The organism is Pseudomonas sp. TE21435, from assembly GCF_056279265.1.
In genome coordinates this window covers 2161752-2182500 of sequence record NZ_JBWBQZ010000001.1, presented here as the reverse complement: position 1 = coordinate 2182500, position 20749 = coordinate 2161752, and the positions used below count along the sequence as shown (strand labels likewise).

The 20749-nt window shown below is 62.6% G+C and carries 17 protein-coding genes and 2 rRNA genes (1 of these 19 running past the window's edge); 9 read left to right on the top strand and 10 right to left on the bottom strand.

The window, feature by feature from the left end:
- Positions 1-2695, top strand: a 23S ribosomal RNA gene (locus tag ACZ9C1_RS09800); it begins 198 nt to the left of the window's first position.
- A gap of 137 nt (positions 2696-2832) precedes the next feature.
- Positions 2833-2948 (top strand): 5S ribosomal RNA (rrf, locus tag ACZ9C1_RS09795).
- Positions 2949-3084: 136 nt separating this feature from the next.
- Here rrf and ACZ9C1_RS09790 read toward each other — a convergent pair.
- On the bottom strand, positions 3085-4380 hold the full coding sequence (locus ACZ9C1_RS09790; RefSeq protein ID WP_277505025.1) for a leucine-rich repeat-containing protein kinase family protein: 1296 nt from the start codon (positions 4378-4380) through the stop codon (positions 3085-3087).
- Positions 4381-4533: 153 nt separating this feature from the next.
- Between ACZ9C1_RS09790 and ACZ9C1_RS09785 the strand changes: the two genes are divergently transcribed.
- The gene (locus ACZ9C1_RS09785) at positions 4534-6423 is read left to right on the top strand and encodes a propionyl-CoA synthetase (protein WP_476253923.1); all 1890 of its coding nucleotides are present in this window, start codon (positions 4534-4536) and stop codon (positions 6421-6423) included.
- Positions 6424-6519: 96 nt separating this feature from the next.
- Here ACZ9C1_RS09785 and ACZ9C1_RS09780 read toward each other — a convergent pair whose 3' ends face one another.
- Together ACZ9C1_RS09780 and ACZ9C1_RS09775 are read right to left on the bottom strand one after the other, a co-directional pair.
- A complete protein-coding gene (locus ACZ9C1_RS09780; protein WP_476253922.1) occupies positions 6520-8460 on the bottom strand; it encodes a methyl-accepting chemotaxis protein in 1941 nt (646 codons plus the stop codon).
- Between the two features lie 502 nt (positions 8461-8962).
- Positions 8963-9412 carry a GNAT family N-acetyltransferase gene (locus tag ACZ9C1_RS09775; protein WP_110704582.1) on the bottom strand — a complete coding sequence of 150 codons (450 nt, stop codon included), beginning with the start codon at positions 9410-9412 and terminating at the stop codon, positions 8963-8965.
- Positions 9413-9651: 239 nt separating this feature from the next.
- On the opposite strand from ACZ9C1_RS09775, the gene ACZ9C1_RS09770 reads away from it, so the two are divergent.
- Positions 9652-10023 carry a hypothetical protein gene (locus ACZ9C1_RS09770; protein WP_198753898.1) on the top strand — a complete coding sequence of 124 codons (372 nt, stop codon included), beginning with the start codon at positions 9652-9654 and terminating at the stop codon, positions 10021-10023.
- A 6-nt stretch (positions 10024-10029) separates the two neighbouring features.
- Here the strand turns inward: ACZ9C1_RS09770 and ACZ9C1_RS09765 are convergent, their stop codons facing one another.
- Positions 10030-10602, bottom strand: a complete 573-nt coding sequence (locus ACZ9C1_RS09765; RefSeq protein WP_102685358.1) for a biliverdin-producing heme oxygenase — start codon at positions 10600-10602, stop codon at positions 10030-10032.
- Positions 10603-10752: 150 nt separating this feature from the next.
- Between ACZ9C1_RS09765 and ACZ9C1_RS09760 the strand changes: the two genes are divergently transcribed.
- Both ACZ9C1_RS09760 and ACZ9C1_RS09755 read left to right on the top strand, forming a co-directional pair.
- Positions 10753-11793: a DUF1176 domain-containing protein gene (locus ACZ9C1_RS09760; RefSeq protein ID WP_476253921.1), complete on the top strand. Its 1041-nt coding sequence runs from the start codon at positions 10753-10755 to the stop codon at positions 11791-11793.
- A 40-nt stretch (positions 11794-11833) separates the two neighbouring features.
- Positions 11834-12877, top strand: coding sequence for a DUF1176 domain-containing protein (locus ACZ9C1_RS09755; protein ID WP_476253920.1), 1044 nt, complete (start codon positions 11834-11836; stop codon positions 12875-12877).
- Between the two features lie 33 nt (positions 12878-12910).
- Here the strand turns inward: ACZ9C1_RS09755 and ACZ9C1_RS09750 are convergent, their stop codons facing one another.
- A complete protein-coding gene (locus ACZ9C1_RS09750) occupies positions 12911-13696 on the bottom strand; it encodes a sulfite exporter TauE/SafE family protein (protein ID WP_110704593.1) in 786 nt (261 codons plus the stop codon).
- A 209-nt stretch (positions 13697-13905) separates the two neighbouring features.
- Between ACZ9C1_RS09750 and ACZ9C1_RS09745 the strand changes: the two genes are divergently transcribed.
- Positions 13906-14280 (top strand): RidA family protein, encoded by a 375-nt coding sequence (locus ACZ9C1_RS09745; protein ID WP_139669857.1) that lies wholly within the window; start codon positions 13906-13908, stop codon positions 14278-14280.
- 99 nt (positions 14281-14379) lie between these two features.
- On the opposite strand, the gene mcpA is transcribed toward ACZ9C1_RS09745, so the two are convergent.
- Entirely contained in the window at positions 14380-16266 is a 1887-nt protein-coding gene (mcpA, locus tag ACZ9C1_RS09740; protein ID WP_102685362.1) for a methyl-accepting chemotaxis protein McpA, read from the bottom strand.
- 150 nt (positions 16267-16416) lie between these two features.
- Positions 16417-17295, bottom strand: coding sequence for a LysR family transcriptional regulator (locus ACZ9C1_RS09735; protein ID WP_476253919.1), 879 nt, complete (start codon positions 17293-17295; stop codon positions 16417-16419).
- A gap of 100 nt (positions 17296-17395) precedes the next feature.
- Here ACZ9C1_RS09735 and ACZ9C1_RS09730 point away from each other — a divergent pair, with 100 nt between their 5' ends.
- Entirely contained in the window at positions 17396-17824 is a 429-nt protein-coding gene (locus ACZ9C1_RS09730; protein WP_102685364.1) for a PACE efflux transporter, read from the top strand.
- Positions 17825-17843: 19 nt separating this feature from the next.
- Here ACZ9C1_RS09730 and ACZ9C1_RS09725 read toward each other — a convergent pair whose 3' ends face one another.
- Together ACZ9C1_RS09725 and ACZ9C1_RS09720 are read right to left on the bottom strand one after the other, a co-directional pair.
- Entirely contained in the window at positions 17844-18848 is a 1005-nt protein-coding gene (locus ACZ9C1_RS09725) for a hypothetical protein (protein ID WP_046854870.1), read from the bottom strand.
- Between the two features lie 117 nt (positions 18849-18965).
- Positions 18966-19409 (bottom strand): GNAT family N-acetyltransferase, encoded by a 444-nt coding sequence (locus ACZ9C1_RS09720; RefSeq protein ID WP_476253918.1) that lies wholly within the window; start codon positions 19407-19409, stop codon positions 18966-18968.
- Positions 19410-19496: 87 nt separating this feature from the next.
- Here ACZ9C1_RS09720 and ACZ9C1_RS09715 point away from each other — a divergent pair, with 87 nt between their 5' ends.
- Positions 19497-20048: an isochorismatase family protein gene (locus ACZ9C1_RS09715; protein WP_277505006.1), complete on the top strand. Its 552-nt coding sequence runs from the start codon at positions 19497-19499 to the stop codon at positions 20046-20048.
- Position 20049: 1 nt separating this feature from the next.
- Here the strand turns inward: ACZ9C1_RS09715 and ACZ9C1_RS09710 are convergent, their stop codons facing one another.
- The gene (locus ACZ9C1_RS09710) at positions 20050-20739 is read right to left on the bottom strand and encodes a GntR family transcriptional regulator (protein WP_094011277.1); all 690 of its coding nucleotides are present in this window, start codon (positions 20737-20739) and stop codon (positions 20050-20052) included.
- Positions 20740-20749: the final 10 nt, after the last annotated feature.

Here is a 20749-nt window from a genome sequence, read left to right as displayed (position 1 = left end):
ATCTAAGTACCCTGAGGAAAAGAAATCAACCGAGATTCCCTTAGTAGTGGCGAGCGAACGGGGACCAGCCCTTAAGCTGGTTTGAGATTAGTGGAACGCTCTGGAAAGTGCGGCCATAGTGGGTGATAGCCCCGTACACGAAAATCTCTTGCCAGTGAAATCGAGTAGGACGGAGCACGAGAAACTTTGTCTGAACATGGGGGGACCATCCTCCAAGGCTAAATACTACTGACTGACCGATAGTGAACCAGTACCGTGAGGGAAAGGCGAAAAGAACCCCGGAGAGGGGAGTGAAATAGAACCTGAAACCGTATGCGTACAAGCAGTGGGAGCCTACTTGTTAGGTGACTGCGTACCTTTTGTATAATGGGTCAGCGACTTATATTCAGTGGCGAGCTTAACCGAATAGGGGAGGCGTAGCGAAAGCGAGTCTTAATAGGGCGCTTTAGTCGCTGGGTATAGACCCGAAACCGGGCGATCTATCCATGGGCAGGTTGAAGGTTAGGTAACACTGACTGGAGGACCGAACCGACTACCGTTGAAAAGTTAGCGGATGACCTGTGGATCGGAGTGAAAGGCTAATCAAGCTCGGAGATAGCTGGTTCTCCTCGAAAGCTATTTAGGTAGCGCCTCATGTATCACTGTAGGGGGTAGAGCACTGTTTCGGCTAGGGGGTCATCCCGACTTACCAAACCGATGCAAACTCCGAATACCTACAAGTGCCGAGCATGGGAGACACACGGCGGGTGCTAACGTCCGTCGTGAAAAGGGAAACAACCCAGACCGTCAGCTAAGGTCCCAAAGTCATGGTTAAGTGGGAAACGATGTGGGAAGGCTTAGACAGCTAGGAGGTTGGCTTAGAAGCAGCCACCCTTTAAAGAAAGCGTAATAGCTCACTAGTCGAGTCGGCCTGCGCGGAAGATGTAACGGGGCTCAAACCATGCACCGAAGCTACGGGTATCACCTTTTGGTGATGCGGTAGAGGAGCGTTCTGTAAGCCTGTGAAGGTGAGTTGAGAAGCTTGCTGGAGGTATCAGAAGTGCGAATGCTGACATGAGTAACGACAATGCGAGTGAAAAACTCGCACGCCGAAAGACCAAGGTTTCCTGCGCAACGTTAATCGACGCAGGGTTAGTCGGTCCCTAAGGCGAGGCTGAAAAGCGTAGTCGATGGAAAACAGGTTAATATTCCTGTACTTCCAGTTATTGCGATGGAGGGACGGAGAAGGCTAGGCCAGCTTGGCGTTGGTTGTCCAAGTTTAAGGTGGTAGGCTGAGATCTTAGGCAAATCCGGGATCTCAAGGCCGAGAGCTGATGACGAGTGCTCATTAGAGCGCGAAGTGGTTGATGCCATGCTTCCAAGAAAAGCTCCTAAGCTTCAGATAACTGGGAACCGTACCCCAAACCGACACAGGTGGTTAGGTAGAGAATACCAAGGCGCTTGAGAGAACTCGGGTGAAGGAACTAGGCAAAATGGCACCGTAACTTCGGGAGAAGGTGCGCCGGTGAGGGTGAAGCACTTGCTGCGTAAGCCCACGCCGGTCGAAGATACCAGGCCGCTGCGACTGTTTATTAAAAACACAGCACTCTGCAAACACGAAAGTGGACGTATAGGGTGTGACGCCTGCCCGGTGCCGGAAGGTTAATTGATGGGGTTAGCGCAAGCGAAGCTCTTGATCGAAGCCCCGGTAAACGGCGGCCGTAACTATAACGGTCCTAAGGTAGCGAAATTCCTTGTCGGGTAAGTTCCGACCTGCACGAATGGCGTAACGATGGCGGCGCTGTCTCCACCCGAGACTCAGTGAAATTGAAATCGCTGTGAAGATGCAGTGTATCCGCGGCTAGACGGAAAGACCCCGTGAACCTTTACTATAGCTTTGCACTGGACTTTGAGCTTGCTTGTGTAGGATAGGTGGGAGGCTTTGAAGTGGGGACGCCAGTTCTCATGGAGCCATCCTTGAAATACCACCCTGGCAACCTTGAGGTTCTAACTCAGGTCCGTTATCCGGATCGAGGACAGTGTATGGTGGGTAGTTTGACTGGGGCGGTCTCCTCCCAAAGAGTAACGGAGGAGTACGAAGGTGCGCTCAGACCGGTCGGAAATCGGTCGTAGAGTATAAAGGCAAAAGCGCGCTTGACTGCGAGACACACACGTCGAGCAGGTACGAAAGTAGGTCTTAGTGATCCGGTGGTTCTGTATGGAAGGGCCATCGCTCAACGGATAAAAGGTACTCCGGGGATAACAGGCTGATACCGCCCAAGAGTTCATATCGACGGCGGTGTTTGGCACCTCGATGTCGGCTCATCACATCCTGGGGCTGAAGCCGGTCCCAAGGGTATGGCTGTTCGCCATTTAAAGTGGTACGCGAGCTGGGTTTAGAACGTCGTGAGACAGTTCGGTCCCTATCTGCCGTGGACGTTTGAGATTTGAGAGGGGCTGCTCCTAGTACGAGAGGACCGGAGTGGACGAACCTCTGGTGTTCCGGTTGTCACGCCAGTGGCATTGCCGGGTAGCTATGTTCGGAAGAGATAACCGCTGAAAGCATCTAAGCGGGAAACTTGCCTCAAGATGAGATCTCACTGGAGCCTTGAGCTCCCTGAAGGGCCGTCGAAGACTACGACGTTGATAGGTTGGGTGTGTAAGCGCTGTGAGGCGTTGAGCTAACCAATACTAATTGCCCGTGAGGCTTGACCATATAACACCCAAGCAATTTGCGCTGAGGCCAAATTGTGGTGGTGAAGACGAAACGAACCGAAAGTTCGCGACGGACCACAAATATCGCATATCCGAATTGGCTGGCATGTCTGCAAGGACGTACTGGCAACCGAATTTCTTGACGACCATAGAGCATTGGAACCACCTGATCCCATCCCGAACTCAGTAGTGAAACGATGCATCGCCGATGGTAGTGTGGGGTTTCCCCATGTGAGAGTAGGTCATCGTCAAGATTCATTTCGCAAAACCCCTATCTGCGCGAGCAGGTAGGGGTTTTGTCTTTTCTTCCGTGGTAAAGAAATCTGGCGTGGGAGCGGGCGTATCGGAACGCCGCTCCCACGAATGTTCAGGCCAGGCTTCATCACCGCGTCAGTGGCGCTCGCCAAGCAGCGCCACCAACTCATTGAAGGCAGGACGGGCCAATACGTCGGCCTGCTGGCAGCGCTCAGCAAGTTGCTTCAGTGATGTGTCCTGCTCGTCGCAACACGCCAGCAATTCCTCGACAAGAATGCCAAACGCCCTCGTTTCCAGTCGTTCGAGTGCCGATGCCGCAAGGCTTTGCCCCTGAGGGTGGAACGAGGCGGCACCGAAGTCGCCCAGCAGGCACTGGCCATTATCGTCGAACAGGATGTTGTGGGCATACAGATCACCATGGCTCAAGCCACGCCCATGCAGGTGGGCACAGACCGAGGCAATACCGCTGACAAGGCGACGCAGAGCCGGCTTGGTCAACTGGCGGTCGGCTGGATAGCGGTCGCGGGTGCAGCTGTCGAGGCTAGGCGGGCCGCCCAGGTTCGACCAGTGCGCGTCGATCAGTTGCATCACCAGGGCGGGCAGTTGATCTGGGTGATCGTCAATGCGCCCAGCCAGGCGCACCAGCTGTGGATGGTGGCCGGCGGCGATACAGGCGCTCATCTCCGCCAGTGGCGAACCGTCGCTGGTGATCGCGCCCTTGTACAGCTTGACCGCAACCGGTGCTTCCTGGCCGCGCCAGTGGGCGCGGTGAATCACCCCTGAGGCACCACGGCCGAGCTCTTCTTCCAGTTGGATGTCGTGCCAGTGCAGGGCGGGGCAATGGCCATCGGTGGCAGGTGCAACAAAGCCATAGGGCAATGGGTTGTCCGCATAGGCCAGCCAGGCCAGGCGTGGCATGAGCAGCAACCAGTCGGGTAGGGCGCCCAGGCGGTTGCTGGCGATGCGCAGCAGTTCCAGGCGGTGGCAGCGCGCCAGGCTTGCCGGCAGATCGGTGAGGCGATTGCCGGCAAGCATGAGCTTTTGCAGGTGTGCGCAGTCCCCCAGTGCTTCGGGCAGCTGCTCCAATACGTTGTCGGTGAGCACCAGTGAGCGTAGCGAAGGTGGCAGGGCCTGGGCATCTGCCCGGCTGATGCGGTTGCTTCTGAAGCCTACGGTTTCCAGGGCCTGGCAGCTGCCAATGGCGTGGGGCAGGTGGGTGAACTGATTGTTGGAGCAGAACAGCACCTTGAGCCGGTTGAGGCGGTGCAGGTCCTCGGGCAGTTCGCTCAGCCTGTTGCCGCTCAGGTCGAGCACTTCGAGGCTGTCGCCAAGTGCGAAGATCTCCTGGGGAAAATGGGTCAGGTTCTGGCAGAGATTAAGTCGCGTGATGCCGTGCAGGCGACCGGCGCGCAGGTCTTCGAGGGTATGCATGGGACTGTTCGCTAGACGTGGCTGGCCATTGTAGGCGCTCGGGTGCGGCAAATCTGCATATGGGTTGCGACTTAAGTCCGATGGCGGGCCGCCGGCCTCGGTCCATACTCAGGGTTCGCCCTTCAATAACAACAAGTACCGGGTTGCGAACCAATGACCTATCAGCACAGTTACGCCCATTCCATCTCCGACCCCGCCAGCTTCTGGCAGGCCCAGGCCGAGCAGCTCGCCTGGCAGCGCAAGCCGACCGTAACCTTGCAGCAGAACGCCGATGGTACCCACCGTTGGTTCGCCGATGGCCGCCTCAACAGTTGCTACCTGGCCCTTGACCATCAGATCGAGCAGGGGCGCGGTGAACAACTGGCGCTGATCTACGACTCGCCAGTGACTGGCGTGCAACAGACGTTCACCTATCACCAGCTGCGTGATGAAGTGGCTTGCTTGGCGGGTCTGTTGCGTTCGTTGGGTGTGCGCAAGGGCGATGGCGTGATCATCTACATGCCGATGGTGCCCCAGGCCGCCATGGCCATGCTCGCCTGCGCCCGCATTGGTGCGGTGCATTCCGTAGTATTCGGCGGCTTCGCCGCGAACGAGCTGGCCCTGCGCATCGACGATGCCCGGCCGGCCCTGCTGCTGACGGCTTCCTGCGGCCTGGAGTTCGACCGCGTGATCGAGTACAAGCCGCTGGTCGATCGCGCCCTGCAGCTGGCTCGCCACCAACCGCGGCATGTGCTGGTGTTGCAGCGCCCGCAGGCGAGCGCCGAACTGCAGCCCGGGCGTGACCTGGACTGGCAGCAGGCCTTGCTCGGGGCGGCGCCGGTCGCCCCCGTTGAGCTGGACGCCGGCGATCCGCTGTACATCATGTACACCTCCGGCACCACCGGCAAACCCAAGGGTATCGTCCGCGAAAATGGCGGCAACGCAGTGGCGTTGTGTTATGCCATGCGTCATGTCTACGGCATGCGGGCTGGAGACGTATGGTGGGGGATCTCGGACGTCGGCTGGGTGGTGGGCCATTCGCTGATCGTGTACGGGCCACTGATGAGCGGGTGCACCACGGTGTTCTACGAGGGCAAGCCGATCCGCACGCCGGACGCCTCGGCCTACTGGCGGGTGGTGGAACAATATCAGGTCAATGGCTTGTTCTGCGCGCCCACCGCCATGCGCGCCATCCGCAAGGAAGATCCGGAAGGCGCGCTGATCCGCTGTCACAATCTCGATTCGTTGCGCCAGCTGTTCCTGGCCGGGGAGAAACTCGACTCCAGTACCCATGAATGGCTCGAGCGGGTCAGCAGCAAGCCGGTGCACGACCATTGGTGGCAGACCGAAACCGGCTGGCCGGTGACTGCGCCCTGTGTCGGGCTCGAAGGCAGCGCGGCGCGGCCGGGCTCGAGCAACCGGGCGGTGCCGGGGTACCACGTGCAGGTGCTGGATGACGAAGGCAAGCCGTTGGGGCCCAATCAACAGGGCGCTATCGTGATCGCCCTGCCATTGCCACCGGGTTGCAGCCAGACGCTCTGGGGCGATCACCAACGCTACCTGCAGGCCTACCTGCAGAGCTACCCCGGTTACTACCACACCGGCGACGGCGGCTACCTGGATGAAGACGGCTTCGTCTACATCATGGGGCGCACCGATGACGTGATCAATGTCTCGGGGCATCGCTTGTCGACCGGGGAAATGGAGGACCTGGTGGCGCGTCATCCGGCGGTGGCCGAGTGCGCGGTGATTGGTGTGCACGACGAGATCAAAGGCCAGGTGCCATTGGCGCTGGTGGTGCTCAAGGACGGGCAGGGCATTGGCGAGGCGCAACTGCAGGGCGAGTTGGTGGCGGATGTGCGCGAACAGATCGGCGCACTGGCCTGCTTCAACCGCGTGCGCCTGGTCAAGCGCCTGCCCAAGACCCGCTCTGGCAAGATCCTGCGGGCGGTGCTGCGTAAGATCGCCGATGGCCAGGCCTACACGGCGCCATCGACGCTGGATGATCCGGCGGTGCTAGGGGAGATTGAAGGGGTGCTGGCCGACTTGCCTAGGGCGGGGTGATGCCATCGCGGTGCAGCATCGCCTGTGGAGAGTCGGCTTGTCGTGGCGACGAACCGTGGCAAAAGGGCCGCCTGGCGGCCCCAACTGCTGGATGCCTTACGACTTGAAGCGCCCCACCAACCCGTTCAGCTCATCCGACAACTGTGCCAGCCTGCCAGAGTCGGCCTGCGCAGAGCTGGCCAGCCCCTCCACCAGTCGCGCCTCGTCGTAGATCTGCTGGATGTGCCGGTTGATCTCCTTGGCGACGCTGTGCTGCTCCTCGGCGGCCGCCGAGATCTGCAGGTTCTGGTCGCGGATCTCGTTCACCGACAGCTGGATACCCTCGAAACTGTCACGCGCGCTTTCGATTGACGTCACGCTGGCCCGCGACAGGTCCAGGCAGCTTTCCATCTTTTGCGAGACCTCATGGGTCTTGCCGCCGAGGGTGTTGAGCAATTGGTCGATCTCGCCGGTGGAATCGGCGGTGCGCTTGGCCAGTGCCCGTACCTCGTCGGCCACCACCGCGAAACCACGGCCCTGGTCGCCGGCCCGGGCGGCCTCGATCGCGGCGTTGAGCGCCAGCAGGTTGGTCTGCTCGGCGATGGCGCGGATGGTGCCGAGGATCTGGTTGATGCTGCGGCTGCCTTCTTCCAACTCGACCATGGCCTGGGACGACTCGCTCAGGCGCCGACCCAGACGATTGACGTTGTCGGTGGTCGCCTCGATCTGCTGCTTGCCCTCGGCCACCCGCCGGTGCCCATGTTCGGCGGCATCTGCGGCGCTGCTGCATGAACGCGCCACTTCGTTGGCGGTGGCGACCATCTCGTTGAACGCAGTGGACACCAGCTCCACCGCCTCGCGCTGACGCCCGGCGGCCTCGTTCATGTTACCGGCCATCTCGCTGTTGCTGCGCGAGGCTTCGTGCAGGTTGGTCGAGGCCGCGCCGATGCGCTGGATCAGCTGGCGGATGGCGGCGAGGAACTTGTTGAACCAGCCGGCCAGCTCGGCGGTTTCATCCTTGCCCTGGACCTGCAGGTCGCGGCGCAGGTCGCCTTCACCCTCGGCGATCGACTGCAGGCCGGTGCTCACCTGGCCGATGGGCTTGACGATCACCCGCGAGAACGCTGCCGCCACCCCGGCGAAGATCAGCGCCAGCAGCACCACGATCACCGCCGTGACATAGGTCATGCGAGTGGCCGCGGCCATGACCTCGTCGTACTCGATCAGCCCGACGAAGCGCCAGCCCAGGCCTGGGGAGGTCCACACATTGGCCATGTAGCGCACGCCATCGATCACCACCTCGGTGGCGCCTTGCTCGGTGGCGGCCAACGCCGCGTACGGTGCGCCGAGATCCTTGAGCTGCTTGAAGCTGTGCCCGGCGTTGCGCGGGTCGACCAGCACGGTGCCGTCCTCGATCAGCATCACGTAGCCGCTGTCGCCCAGCTTGATGCTCTTGACCAGCTCGGTGAGGTTCTTCAGCGACATGCTGACCACGAACACGCCCTTGGCCTTGCCGGCCGCGTCGAGCAGCGCGCGGGCGGTGCCGACCAGGGCCACGTCGTCCTTGTCGTAGTAGTACGCGGCGGTGCGCACCGTCTTGTCCGGGCTGGCCATGGCGGCCTTGTACCAGGGGCGGGTGCGCGGGTCGTACTTGGCCAGTTGTGGATCATCCGGCCATTTGGCGTAGCTGCCGTCTTCCAGGCCGATTGAAAGGATCGCCGCTGCCGGGTGAGTGGTGCCGTAGCGGGCGAAGGCGTCGATGACCCTTTGCGCAGCCTCGGGCATCGGCTGGCTGGCGGCATCGGCCCCGGTGTAGTCCTTGAGCGAGGTGACCGAGGTGTATACAGGATCCTTGGCCATCTGATCGACGTTCTGCAACGTGCCATCAAAGAACTGGCGCATGTTGCCGTCGATCTGGCGAATTTCCCGGGTACTGCCGTCGAGGAACTGATCGACCGCCTCGCTGCGGATGTTCAGCACCGAAATCCCGCCAACCAGGGCGACCGGGATAAAGGCCACCAGTACGAAGGCCAGGATCAGTTTGTTTTTTATTTTCATCGTGACGCCCATCCGTGAGTGTGAAGGGTGTACATGGCCGCTTCGCTAGGGTGGTGGCCACTTGCTACCTTTTCTGTTTCGGCGGGCGGAATATAAACCTTTAGTAGATATTTCGTGTACAGGAAATTCAGAAATTGTCCTGACTTGGCGGGAAAGTAGCAAATATGCGTAGGAGCGGGTTTGCCCCACAAAGAGCTCTGAGCTGTTGATTAAGGACGATTACTAAGACTTTCCCTATTTCATGTAGGACGTTTCCCAACCATGCTTTCACGGCCTTTCAGCTGTTGTTCTGGCCAGCCGCATTCCCTAATCTCGCCCTGTCGTTGCCAATTCAACGACCGGGTGTGCAAGCCCGAGGATGTGGTCCAAGTCGCTCAATGGCGGCTATACGTGGGAGGCCTTCGGGCCAGCCGGGTTCCTACTCCACGGTCTTGCACACCCGCGTATAGCTGCCTTCCTCGCGCTGAGCGAAAGCGGATATCGAAAGCTCCCATGGCTACCTTCAGTGATCGAGCACCTTGTGATAGGTCACGAATTCCTGTTCGGCCTCATACCCCAGCGATTCATACAGCGCCTGGGCGGCAAGGTTGCTCCTGGCGGTGTCCAGGCTCAACCGCTGCGCGCCCTCGGCTTGGAAGATCCCGATCAGTTGCTGCATCAGGTAACGGGCATGACCGCCCCTGCGGGCATGGGGGACGACGAACAGGTCATACAGCCAGTAGAAGCGCTTCATCGCCAGCGAGCAGGTGGCCGGGTACAGTTGGGCAAAGGCGATGGCCTGACCCTCGTCGTCCAGCAGCAGGTAGATCCGTGAGTTGCCGGTTTCGAGGTTGGCCTTGAGGAATGCACGGGAAGCGGGGAGGTCATCCGCCTCCTGGTAGAACATCCGGTACTGGTTGAAGAGGTCCGCGGTGGCGTCCAGGTGGTGCAGGTCACAGGCAATGACGTTCATGTCGGGGCTCGCTATCAGGTTGTCCAGCGCCTTTGCTGTGGGGGCGATCCTGCAGGATTCATGAAACACAGACGTAGGGATTCTGCTGCGTGCCGCAAAGCGGGAAAAGCAGGTCTTTGTCACGAGTGTTTGCCGACCAATGGGGCTGCGGCTTGCTGGCGTCTATTCAGGGCATTAGCATCCGCTTTCCTCACTCACGGCCATGCGCAACCTTTGGCCGACTCCAGGATCAAGGACGAATGTTGCCGCTGCTTTCCCGCTTCCTGCTGCACGCACTGGTGTGTGTGGCTTTTCCCTTTATCTTGAGCCTTGGCTTCGATCTTTACCGGCAGCATGTCGGCCCGCCGATGGCGCGAGGTGTCAGCGTCGGCTTGGCGACGATGCTGGTGTTCTACGCCTTCGTGCTCTTCAACCTGTTGATGGTGGCCATTCCAAGGGCGGCAGTTCGCTACTGGCTGGCGCTGTTGCTGGTGCTGCTGGTGCTGGCGTTCTTCAATACCTTGCACCCGTTGCGGGCACTGGGATTTGCGTTGTTGTGCGGTGGCTTGTGCGTGGTGGCCATCGGGATGACGCCACTGGTAACGTCGCTGTTGCACCAGTGCCGTCGGTGAGGGAGTTCAGCAGGCCAGCACCTGTCGTTCTTCGAGCCACTGTTCGAAGCAGATGAAGGTGTCTACAGCGGCTTCTACCGTCCGGGCCTGGGCGGTCGGCTCCGGGGTGGCGGCAGCCAGTCGCTCGAGGAAGCTGCGCCAGCGTGCGCCGGTCAGCGGGCCGTAGACGTCGAGGAACGCGCCGCCGTTGTCGGCGTCGATACCCAGGCGCTCGGCCATGGCCCGCTTGAGCACCTGGCCACCGAGCGTGGAGCCTTCCAGTACATACATCACCCCAAGCGCGCTGGCTTCGTCATCGATGCGAGGCAGGGCGTGGCACCAGGGCAGCGCTTCGATATCGATGGCCAGGGCGCCCAGGTCGCGTGACAGGGTGGGCGTCTTGTGGCGTTCGGCGCTTTGGTAGGCGCCCAGCAGTAAATCCAGCGGCGCATGAAAGCCATGGTAGGCCCCGAGCAGGTCGGCGTAGGCCGCGCGGTCGAAGCCCTCGCTGAAGAAAGGCAGCCGCGCTTCCAGCCTCTGGTGGCAGGCGCGGGTACCTTCGCGCAGGGCAAGCAGCAACGGGCTGACGGTAGCGGACATGACGGCGGCTCTGGTGTTAGGGCATTCGATACTGCCAGATCAGGTGGCGCAATCACCACTGCCGATTTTGCGCACCTGGCCCTTGAACTGTGGAATCATTGTGCCGCCTCTGGAACGAGGCTTTCACAGCCAAGACAGGAATGCAGCACGATGCGCGCAACAACATGGAACTGGCTGGCCCTGGGGCTGGCGTTGCTGTCGGGCCTGGCCGCCGCGGCGGAACCAGAGCCGGTGCCGGTATACCGGGAGATCAAGGACTGGATTGTTGGCTGCGACAACACGCGCTTCTGCACCGCGGTCCTGGCCGATCATCCGGAGCGGATGCGAGTGGGCATGCTGGTGCAGCGTGAGGCGGGCGCCTGGGGCAACCTGCACCTGACCCTGGTAGGGAGTACCGACTGGTCGGGCGAGCCCATGCTCGACGGCCAGCTGCTGGTCGCCCCCTGGCGCATGACCCGCGGTGTCGAGACCACCCTGGAACTGGAGGGCGCCGATGCCTATGCCGTGTTGCGGCAATTGCGCAATGGCCAGCGCCTGGTGGACGACACCCGGCCAGGGGAGCGGGTGAGTTCGCTGCAGGGGCTGAGCGCCGCCTTGCTGCTGATGGATGCGGTGCAGGGCCGAATCGGCCACTACAGTGCGCTGATACGCCCCGGCGACAGCGTTGCCGATGTGCAGTTGCCAACTCCGGCCAAACCCCAGGTGCCGGCCTTTGTGGCAGCTACGGCCCTTGGCGCGCAGGAGCAAGCGGGCATCACCCAAGTGGTGATGGCCAAGGCGGCCGCCGAGGACCAGTTGAAGAACGAATACGATGTCGCTCCCAAGCTTGAGCTGCATGCCCTGGACGACCAGCATGCGCTGGCATTGCTCAGCTACAACTGCAACGACTTCCATTGCCTCTACGCGCTGTACAAGGTGTCGCGTGAAGCGCCTTACACCCTTGGGCCGCTGGAGTTCGAGGCGCCATCGAGCCCGGTGGTGATCAGCCGGATGCGCGACGCCATCGAGTTCTACCCTGGCAAAGGCGAGCTTCACAGCTATGCCAAGGACGACTATCCCGGTAGTTGCGGGGTGGAGGAAAGCTGGCGCTACGATGGCATGCGCATGCGCTTGCTCAGGCTGTCACGGATGGATCGCTGTGCGGAAGTGGGCACCGACAGTTGGCCGGTACTCTGGCGCAGTGAAGGTTGAACGCGTGAAGCGCACTTCAGGGATAACGCCATGGCAATGGATGAAACACCCGCGTGCGGCATTGCTGCTGACGCTCATGACGCCATCGGTCGTGCAGGCCGAGAGCGCCCAGGCACCGCTCGAAGCGGTGCCGATGTACCGGCAGATCGAGGACTGGGCGGTTGGCTGCGACAACACCCGTGCCTGCACCGCGGTAATGGCCATCGACGACGACCTGATGGCCGGCCTGCAGACCATCATAAGGCGCGAGGCGGGGCCACAGGGTGCGCTCGAACTGACCCTGCGCGTGGGCCCGGCGTTTGCGGAACAGTTGCTGCTCGATGGGCAGGCACTGTCGGCCAACTGGCAGCGCATCCAGCTTGAATACGACTTCGACCTGCTGCTGGAAGACGATGAGGCGCTGGCGCTCATACGTCGGTTGCGCAACGGTACACGCCTGAGTTCGTTGACCGAGGATGGCGAGCTGGTTGCGTCCTTGCAGGGGCTCAGTGGCGCGCTGTTGGCCATTGATGCCGTGCAGGGCCGGGTGGGGCATGCCGATGCCCTGGTGAAAGTGGGAGATGCGCCCGCTGCCGATGTGCCTGGCGCTCCCGATACCGTGGTGCTGCCACAGTTCGTTGCCGCGCCGCGCATGAGCGACGAGCAGGCCCATGAAATCGGCAGGGTGGTAAAAGGCCAGGCGAATGTCGAAGGCGATGTGCCAGGCATGAGCAACAGCCATTACGAGGTGCACCCGCTGGACGCAGCCAATGTTCTGGTCATTCTCAACGTCGGGTGCAGTGGCGAGTTCTGCGCCAATTACCTGTATCGGGTGTCCCGCGCCGCGCCCTACCAGATCAGCGAAATGGCCTTCGAGGCGCCGACGCCGTTGCTGGCGCCGCGTCTGAGTGGCTATGTAGCGTTCGATGCGCGGAGCGGCCAATTGTTTGCCGCTGACAAAAGCCAGGTAGAACGTGGTTGCGGGCTGATCCAGCAGTGGCGTTACGACGGTGAGCGCATGCGCCCCGAGCGCGTGGCGCGGCTCGATCGCTGCGGGTATGTGAAACCGCAGTTCTGGCCGGTGCTATGGCGTGTGCAGGAATAGCTCGAAGCGCCTTCTATCGGTCAGGCACGAGGTTCAGAACGCCAGCTTGTAGCCGATCAGCAACAGCATGGTTGCCAGGCAAGGCCGCAGCACGCGGTCGGAAATACGCCCGGTCAGGTGGCTGCCCAGGTAGATCCCCGGCAACGAACCCAGCAGCAGGTAGCCCAGCAGCGACCAGTCCATGTTGCCCATGCCGGCATGACCCAGACCGGCCACCAGGGTCAGCGGCACGGCGTGGGCGATCTCGGTGCCGACCAGGCGGCGGGTGACCAGGAACGGGTAGAGCAGGAACAGCGCCACGGTACCCAGCGCGCCAGCGCCGATGGAGGTGAGGGTGACCATCACGCCCAGCACCACGCCGGTGATCACGGTGAGGATGTTCAGGGTACGGTCGCTGAGGTGGTAGTGGTCGCCGGCATGCTTGCTGGCGAAGGCCTGCAGGCGCGACTTGAACAGGATCGCCAGGGCGGTGAGGATCAGCACCACCGCCAGGCCCTGCTTGATGATGGCGTTGAGCGCCGAGGTGTCGGTGTGCAGGGTGCTGAGGAACCACAGGGTCAGCGCGGCGGCCGGGACGCTGCCCAGGCTCAGCCAGCCGGTGATCTTCCAGTCGATGTTCTTGTTGCGGCCATGCACCCAGACGCCGCTGGCTTTGGTGATGGCGGCATAGAGCAGGTCGGTGCCCACGGCGGTGGCCGGGTTGATGCCGAACCACAGCAGGATCGGGGTCATCAGCGAACCGCCGCCGACGCCGGTCATGCCGACGATGAAGCCTACGATCAGGCCCGCAAGGGTGAAACCGAAAGAACCTACATCCATACGCTACTCGACGCCCAGCTTGCCCGTGATCGGATGAGTGCCAGCATATAGATTTTTTTATAGCCAAATAGACTTGTTCGTTATTAGGTTATAACCACGCTGTGGCGGTACGCTCCTGAAAATCCACGGTTAACCAGAGTGGGTTTACCGGGAGCTGGCCCGCTCGACTGTCCCGGGCACGATTCAGCCAACCATGAAAGGAGCGTTCCATGAGCAATGACATCCAGCGTTTTCCCAGCAGCCTGCCGTTTCCTTTTTCCCGTGCAGTGAAGGCCGGGGGCTTCCTGTTCCTGTCCGGCCAGGTGCCGATGAGCGCCAGTGGCGAAGTGGTACGCGGTGATATCCAGACACAGACACGAGCGGCCTGCGAACGAATCGCCGAGAGCCTGGCAGTGAGTGGGGCGCGTTTCGACCAGGTAGTGAAATGCACGGTCTGGCTATCGGACATGAGCCATTTCGCCGGCTTCAACGAGGTCTACAAAGAGTTCTTTGGCGCAGCGCTACCGGTACGTTCGACGGTGGCATCGGCGCTGGCATTGGGGGTCGATGTGGAGATCGAGGTGCAGGCGTTCGTCGGCGAGTAAGGAGTAGCTGAAGAATGCCTGCGCATTCGCCGATGTGATCGAAGGCCGTGATCGCGGAGGGAGCCCGCTCCTGCAACACATACAGGAGCGGGCGGCAGGTCAGATGCGGAAGCTGCCCACCAGTTGCTTCAGGCGCCCGGCCTGCTGGCTCAGGGCGTCGCAGTGGCGCAGGGTGTCGTTGAGGTTCTCCACCCCTTGCTGGTTCAGCGCGTTGATCTGGGTGATGTCCAGGTTCAGGCTCTCGACCACGGCGGTCTGCTCTTCGGTGGCGGTGGCCACCGATTGGTTCATGCCGTCGATCTCGCCGATACGCTGGGTGACACTGGCCAGGCGCTCACCGGCCTCGTTGGCCACCTGAACGGTCTCTTCGCTGGAGACCTGGCTGGTGTTCATGGTGTGCACCGCCTCACGCGAGCCGACCTGCAGGCTGGTGATCATGCGGTGGATCTCTTCGGCCGATTCCTGGGTGCGGTGGGCCAGGTTGCGCACTTCGTCGGCAACCACGGCGAAACCACGCCCGGCTTCACCGGCACGGGCGGCCTCGATGGCGGCGTTGAGCGCCAGCAGGTTGGTCTGCTGGGAGATGCCCTTGATCACGTCGAGGATCTTGCCGATTTCGTCGGTGCTGGCGTTGAGGGTCTCAATCTGCTCGCAGGACTCGCTGATGCGCTCGGACAGGGCGGTCATGGCGCTGATCGCCTCTTCGACCACCTGGCGGCCACCGTTGGCCTGTTCGCTGGCGCCGCTGGCGTGCTGCGAGGCGTCGGCGGCGTTGCGGGCGATTTCCTGGGTGGCGGCGCCCAGTTCGTTGATCGCCGCGGCGACACTGTTGGTGCGCATGCTCTGCTCTTCGGAGCCGGTGAGCGAGGCATTGGAGGCGACCACGACCTTTTCCGACAGGTCATGCACCAGGCGGGTGGCCGAGGACACTTCGCTGATCGAGGCGTGGATACGCTCGACGAAACGGTTGAACGAGGTGGCCAGCTCGCCGAACTCGTCCTTCTGCTCGACGGTCAGGCGGCGGGTCAGGTCGCCTTCGCCTTCGGCGATGTCCTGCATGGCGCGGCCCATGGTGGTCAGCGGGCGCATCAGCACCGGGATCAGCAGGCCGAGCAGGCCGGCGATGACGGCCACGGCGATGAGCATGGCGATGATGGCCGAGGTACGGAACTGGCTCAGCGGGGCGTAGGCTTTTTCTTTATCGATCGACAGGCCGATGTACCACTGCGCCGATGGCAGGCCGTCCACCGGAGCGAAGGAGATGATGCGGTCCTTGCCATCGAGGCTGACTTCCTGGATGCCGGATTCGACACGCAGCGGCGAGCCTGGGTAGATGTCCTTGAGGTTCTTCATCACCCGGTCCTTGTCCGGGCTGACGATTACCTGGCCATTGCGGTCGACCAGGAAAGCGTGGCCAAGGCCGCCGAAGTCCACGGCGTTGATGATGTCGACCAGGGTGTTCAGGCTCAGGTCGCCGCCGACCACGCCGATCAGCTCGCCGCTGGACTTGGCCTTGACCGGCATGGCGATGGTCACCACCAGGCCACCCACTGCGGCCATGTAGGGCGGGGTCAGCATTGTCTGGTTGGCGGCCACGGCCTGGGTGTACCAGGGGCGCTGGCGCGGGTCGTAGCCGTCAGGCATCCTGGCGTCGGGGCGCTGGGTGAACAGGCCGGTGTTCTGGCCAAAATAGGTGAACTGGAAGTTGCTGGTGTACGACGGCTGGTCGACCAGGCCCGGCACGTTGCTGCCGGCGCCTTGCTGGGCGATGTCCTGGGCCAGGTTTTCCAGGACCAGGATGCGCCCGCTCATCCAGTTCTGCACGCTGCTGGCGGTCTGCGCGCCGGCCTGGCGCACCGACGACTCGATGTTCTGGCGGATGGTGTTGCGTTGCAGGTAGTCGTTGTAGAGGGTAAACAGGGCGAAGGCCAGTACCACGACGGCGCAGGCACTGAGCAGGATCTTGTGGCGGAATTTCAGGTTCATGTTTCGAGACCTTGAGCCAGTGAAAGGAGGGCGCCGCGTGCTTGTGGCACGAGTGGCGGAGCCTGTTGCAACGGTATCGGCCGATTCTGAAAAATGTTGAAAGACTAAATGTCGCAGTAGTTGGCCGAATCGACCTGCCAAGGTGACAAATCATTTCGAAGCCAACAGGCTCACCAACGTCCTGGCCGCCTGGCCGAGGGGTTGCTGTTTGAGCCAGAAGGCGTTCACCGGCAGTTTCAATTCGTTGCGGGTATTCTGAAATTGCAGGCGGACCAGGCGTCCGTCCGCAAGCAGCGGCGCTACCCGGGCCAGCGGCAGGTCGCCCCAGCCCAGGCCGGCCTCGACCATCTGCAGGGCCACGTCCAGGCTGTCGGTGCGCCAGTGCGAGGTGCCGATCAGCGAGCGGGGATCGCTCAACGGCAGGTCGCGGCTGCACACCAGAATCTGGCGCAGGTTGACCAGGTCTTCGAGGTTGCGGATGCGCCCCTCGCGCAGCGCGGGGTGGCGTGGCGACAGGGTGGCCACCAGCGATTCCAGGGCGATGTGCTGGAAGCTGCGTCGCGGGTCCACCTGCAGCCCGGCGAAGGCCAGGCACAGGCGCACCCGGCCACTGTCGAGCAGTTGCAGGGCCTCTTCCTGCGGGGCGGCGAGCAGTTCGATATCCAGCAGCGGGTAGCGCTCGCCCAGGCGGGTGATGGCCCCGAGCAACGGGCGCTGGTCGATATCCGGCACCACGGCGATGGCCAGGCTGCTTTCCAGCCCACGCGACAGCTCCAGCGCATGCACTTCCAACAGCCCCAGTTGTTCGGCGATCAGCCGGGCATGGGGCTCCAGGGCCTGGGCCTGGGCGGTCGGGCGTGCCTCCCGCGACCCACGCTCGAACAGCGGGTAGCCAAGCTCGGCCTCGAGGTTGCCGATGGCCATGCTCACCGCCGAGGGTACGCGCCCTAGCGCTCGCGCGGCAGCCGAGAACGAGCCGCGGTCGAGTACGGCGAGGAACAGCAGGATGGTATCGCTGGAAAAGTTCATGGCAGTCTCCTTTCAGCAAATCTGAAAGCTGCCGACTTTTTCTGTCAAGCCTGTTGATGCATTCTGCGCGCCTTCGTCATATCCGCAACAAGGTAATCCCGTGCAAGGACTCAAACGCAAACTGGTCTACGTGACCTTCTATGAACTGATTGGCCTGTGCATGTCGACCCTGGGCCTGGCCTACCTATCCGACACCCAGGCTTCGCACACCGGCCCCCTGGCAGTGATGATCACCACCATCGCCATGGCCTGGAACCTCATCTACAACAGCCTGTTCGAGTGGTGGGAGAGCCACCAGGCCACCCGCGGGCGCAGCCTCGGGCGGCGGGTGGCGCATGCCATCGGCTTCCAGCTGACCCTGGTGGTGTACCTGATCCCGCTGATCGCCTGGTGGCTTAACATGACCCTTCTGGAGGCGTTGATGGTGGATCTGGCATTCATCATCCTGGTGCCGTGCTACACCTTCGTCTACAACTGGGCGTTCGACCGCATCTTCGGGCTGCCGACTTCGGCCCTGGCGACTGCCTGAACGTGCCACCTGCGCGGGGTCATGGCGGCAGGCGAATCAGCAACGGTTCCTGTGACCGGCTCCCGAGCAAGCTGTCCTCCACCTGCCCCGACAGGTAATACACCCCGGCCATGGCGCCGCTCTGGCGATTCTCCATCAGCTCCTGCCATTCCTGGTTCAGCGCCACATTGAGGATCACCCGCAGTTGCTCGACCATCTGCGGCTGTTCACGGTCGTGGGTGATGATGCCGTAGCCGGTTGCCGCCACCGAGATCAACGCCCCTGCCGCCTTGCCCACGGCCGCCGCGATGGCACTGGCGGCACCGCGTGGCGCCAGTGTGGCGCCAAGTTTCTCGCTGGCCTGGGTGGCCACCGACGACAATCCTGCCTCGGTCTGCCCGGGGGCCTTGGCGGCCTGTTGGTGCAGGTGCTGGCGCAGGGACTGCCAGGCCAGCTGTTGGTCCAGCGACTTGGCCCGCAGCAGTTGGTAAAGCGAGGCATTGCGTGCATCCGGCGGGCCCAGGGCGATGATCGGGATGCGGTTGAGGCGCTGGCTGAACTGCTCGGGCGGGGCGTTGTAGCGCTGGATGATGGTCGGCAGTTGCTGGCCGAGCAGTTGCAGGTACAGTTCGCTGGCGCGGTCGCGAATGCCCTCGGGGTTGATCTGTTCGGCCACCGGGTCGATGACCCGTTCGCGGTACTGTTCCTGCAGATAAAGGCCCAGGCGCTTTTCAGCTGGCTCCTGGCCATTGCCGCTGTTCATCTTGTACCAGGCGACCTTGAGTGTGAGCCACTGCTGGGTCCAGTAACCGGTGAACCAGGGGATGAAGTCGTTCTCGGTGCGTTGCTGCACTTGCTCCTTCCACACGCGCATGGAACGCCGGGCGTAGTCGTTGGCCGAGCCCGCAGCGGCGACCGAGGCCTCGATGATGTCCTGGTCGATGCGCTGCCAGACGGCCGGTGGCAGGTTCTGCGGCGGGGGCGGGGCGGGTGGGCGTTTGCCGGCGCAGCCGGCGAGGGCCAGCAAGAGGCAGAGTGGAACCATCGCGAGGATCGATTTCACGCGGATTGCCCCCTTGGCGAGAGGCTGGGTGATTAACCGAAGTATAGGTTTGTCTTGAGGGTCTCATCGCGGGGCAAGCCCGCTTCCACGGCGAGCGCGTCAGCCCACCCGTTTCAGGTGCAGCAACGGGAACGGATCGCCTTGTCCATCCACCTCGCTGCGTCCGACCTGGACGAAGCCCTGCTTGAGGTAGAACCCCACGGCCTGTGGGTTCTGTTCGTTGACATCGACTTCTCGTACGCCCAGCTCATCGACCACGTGGGCCAGCAAGGCTTTGCCGATGCCTTGGCCACGGCAGGCCGGGTCGACGAAGAGCATTTCCAGCTTGCCATCATGCACCCCGGCAAACCCCTGTATATGGCCGGCGGCGTCCGCCCAGGCACGCAGCTGGACAAAACCCAGGTACTGCTCGCGCACCAGCGGGCGCAGGCGCTCGATGTAGCCCGCGGGCAGGAAGTCGTGGGTCGCCCGCACCGAGGCTTCCCACAGATCGGCCAGCCGATCGTAGTGTTGCGCGCCGACTGGCGCGATAGTGAAGTTCATAGGCCCTCCCAGGCATTTTGGTAATCGGTTTTAGGGTACGGCATTGCGCTATGCTCGGCATTGCGTCCGCGAACGGGAGAGCCGCTGATGAATGTTGCCAAGGCCGACGCCTTGCTGCTGGTGGATGTGCAGTGCGCTTTCATGGAGGGCGCCGATGCGGTGCCTGGCCACCTGGCCTTGCAGCAGAGCATCGCCCGTTTGCTTGGCCGCGCCCGCCAGGCCGGGGTGCCGGTGATCTTCCTGCAGAACGACGGTGCGCCGGGCAGCCCGGCTGCCCCGCACAGTGCCGGCTGGCAGCTGTATTTTCCGCCTGCACGGGGCGAGCACGTGCTGTTCAAGACCGAGGACGATGGCTTTCTCGAAACCGCTTTGCAAACCCTGCTCAACGACCTCGGGGCCCGGCGCCTGGCCCTGTGTGGCGTGCTCTCGGAAATGTGCCTGGCTGCCACTGCCCGTGCCGCGCTGCAAAGGGGCTTCGAAGTGTTGCTGCCCCACGATGCCCACGCCACCTACGACGTGCCCCCCGGCCCTGGCGGCTCGCCGGGTGTGCCCGCCGCCCTGGCAGCCCGGGCGGCGGAGTGGTCGCTGGGGGACGAAGTGCAGATCCTGCCCGGCGTCGAGGCCGTGGCGTTCGCTTGATTCAGCCGGCCTGATCCAGATCGAGTTTGGCCTCGAGGCGGTCCAGATGTTCATGCATCAGGCCCAGCGCTGCCTGGCCGTCGCCGTTTTCCACCGCGTCGATGATCGCCGCATGTTCCTGCCAGGCGCAGTGCTCGCAGCAGGGCGCTTCGTAGCGGGCGATGATCAGCGAAGTCATGGGTACCAGGCCATTGAGGAAACGCGCCAGCGGCGCGTTGGCGGCCATCTGCGCCAGCTTCATGTGGAACTCGCCGCCCAGGCGAATGGCCGTGCAGCGTTCGCCGCGTTCATGGTGCTGGCGTTCGCGTTCGACCAGTTGGCGTAGTTGGCGGATCTGTGCCGGGCGCGCGCGCTGGGTGGCCAGGCCGATCAGCGTGGTCTCGGCCAGGCGCCGGGCGCTGAGCACCTGGCGCGCCTGCTCAGGGTCGGGAGCGGCCAGGTGCGCGGTGTGGCTGGGGCGCTGCACTACCACCTGCTGGTCGGACAGGCGCCCGAGCACCCGGCGGATCACTGTGCGGCTGACGCCGAAAGCATTGCCCAGCGCCTGCTCGGGCAGGGCGCTGCCGGGTGGCAGGCGTTGTTCGAGGATGGCATCGAACAGGCGGGGGTAGATTTGTTCCGCCGACAGGCGGGTCTCGCCGGCACCGAGCAGGGCAGGCAGGCGGGGGGCGGCTTGGGCACAGGCGGTCATTGTCGCTCTC